This is a genomic window from Bradyrhizobium pachyrhizi, assembly GCF_001189245.1.
GTDB classification, from domain to species: Bacteria; Pseudomonadota; Alphaproteobacteria; order Rhizobiales; family Xanthobacteraceae; genus Bradyrhizobium; species Bradyrhizobium pachyrhizi.
Genome location: NZ_LFIQ01000077.1, coordinates 54,996 through 56,997, shown reverse-complemented (window position 1 = coordinate 56,997; position 2,002 = coordinate 54,996). Strand labels below are relative to the sequence as shown.

Genomic DNA, 2,002 nt, shown 5'->3' with positions numbered 1-2,002 from the left:
CGGCCGCGGCTTCCCCGAGATCCGCCGGCTGTGGCTGGAGCGCGCGGCCGGGCTCGGCGAGAAGGTCGCGGTCCAGACCGGCTCGGCGACCCTTGAGGGCACGTTCGACACCATCGATGATACCGGCTGCCTGATCGTCCGCACCGCTGATGGCGAGCGCCTGCCCGTGACGGCGGGCGAGGTCTATTTCGGCACCGCAGCCTCGGTGAGGTCGAACTGATGGCGCGTCCGGACGAGCTCACCTTTGCGCCGCTCGGCGGCGTCGGCGAGATCGGCATGAACCTGTCGATCTACGGCTTCGGCAACCGCCACCAGCGGTCCTTCCTCGCGGTCGATCTCGGCGTCTCCTTCGGCGACGAGGAGCATCTGCCGGGCATCGACTTGATCATGCCCGACGTCCGCTTCCTCGAGAAGGAGCGCAACAATCTGATGGGCCTCGTGCTGACGCACGCCCATGAGGATCATTTCGGCGCGATCATCGATCTCTGGCCGAAGCTCGGCTGCAAGATCTATGCGACGCAATTCAGCGCGGCGCTGTTCGAGGCCAAATGCGCCGCCGAGCGCAACCCGCCAAAAATCCCGGTCACGGTGATTCCGTCGGGCGGGCGGGTCGATATCGGTCCGTTCAATGTCGAGTTCATCCCGGTCGCGCATTCGATTCCGGAATCGCACGCGCTGGCGATCAAGACCGATGTCGGCACCGTGCTGCACACCGGCGACTGGAAGATCGATCCGACCCCGATCATCGGCCAGCCGACCGACGAGCGGCGGCTGCGCGAGCTCGGCGACGAAGGCGTGCTGGCGCTGGTCGGTGATTCCACCAACGCGGTGCGCGACGGCCGTTCGCCCTCGGAGACCGAGGTCGCCGCCACCATCAAGAAACTGGTCAAGGCGGCCAAGGGCCGGGTCGCGGTCACGACGTTCGCCTCCAATGTCGCCCGCGTGCGGGCGGTGGCGGATGCCGCCAACGCCGCCGACCGCGAGGTGGTCGTGGTCGGTCGCGCCATGGAGCGCGTGGTGCAGGTGGCGCGCGAATGCGGCTATCTCGACGGCTCGCACAAGTTCCGCAGCGCCGACTATTACGGCCATTTCCCGGCCGACAAGGTGCTGGCGCTGTGCACCGGCAGCCAGGGCGAGCCGCGCGCGGCGCTGGCGCGGATCGCCAATGACGACCATCCGCAGGTCACCCTGAACAAGGGCGACACCGTGATCTTCTCCTCCCGCACCATTCCCGGCAACGAGAAGGCGGTCGGCTCGATCATCAACAACCTGGTCATGCAGGGCGTCGAGATCATCACCGACCGTGAGCACCTGGTGCACGTCTCCGGCCACCCGCGCCGCGACGAGCTGCGGGACATGATCTCCTGGGTGCGGCCGCAGCTCCTGATCCCCGTCCATGGCGAGGCGTTGCATCTGGCCGAACACGCCAAGCTGGCGCGCGCCGCCGGCGTGCCCAAGGTCCTGACCTGCCGCAACGGCGACCTCGTCAAGCTCGGGCCCGGCGAGCCCGGCATCATCGGCGAGGTGCCGGCGGGCCGGCTCTACAAGGACGGAATCATCCTGGAGGACGCCAAGTCGCGCGCCGTGGTGGAGCGACGGCGGATGGGCTTTGCCGGCTGCGCCTTCGTCGCCATCGTCATGACCGAGCAGGGCGAGATCGCCGACGATCCCGAGGTTGATCTGGTCGGCATGCCAGAGAACAATGCGGCGGGCGAACTGCTCGACGACATCGTGTTCGATGTGGTGGTATCGACGATCGAGGGCCTGCCGAAGCCGCGGCGGCGCGATCCGGACGCGCTGGGGGAATCGGTGCGCCGCGCGGTGCGGGCCGCGCTGAACGAGCAATGGGGCAAGAAGCCGATCTGCGTCGTGCACGTTCTGACGGTTTGAGCCTAAGCATGATCCGGAAAAGTACGAAGCGGTTTTCCGAAGAGATCATGCTCAACTAAAGGGAGAGAGAGATGCTGGGCCGGCTCAATCACGTCGCGATCGCGGTCAAGGA

Annotated in this window: 1 protein-coding gene and 1 pseudogene; both read left to right on the top strand. The window is 67.1% G+C overall.

Annotated elements, in window-relative coordinates:
- Positions 1-220 (top strand): annotated as a pseudogene (locus AKL29_RS44920) (biotin--[acetyl-CoA-carboxylase] ligase); the annotation flags it as partial.
- Positions 220-1,890 carry a ribonuclease J gene (locus AKL29_RS16360; RefSeq protein ID WP_050384877.1) on the top strand — a complete coding sequence of 557 codons (1,671 nt, stop codon included), beginning with the start codon at positions 220-222 and terminating at the stop codon, positions 1,888-1,890. The pseudogene AKL29_RS44920 and the gene AKL29_RS16360, both read left to right, overlap by 1 nt.
- Positions 1,891-2,002 lie beyond the last annotated feature (112 nt).

Excerpts from the sequence above, each read along its gene's own strand:
- AKL29_RS16360 (WP_050384877.1), top strand. The coding sequence starts at position 220 with ATGGCGCGTCCGGACGAGCTCACCTTTGCGCCGCTCGGCGGCGTCGGC.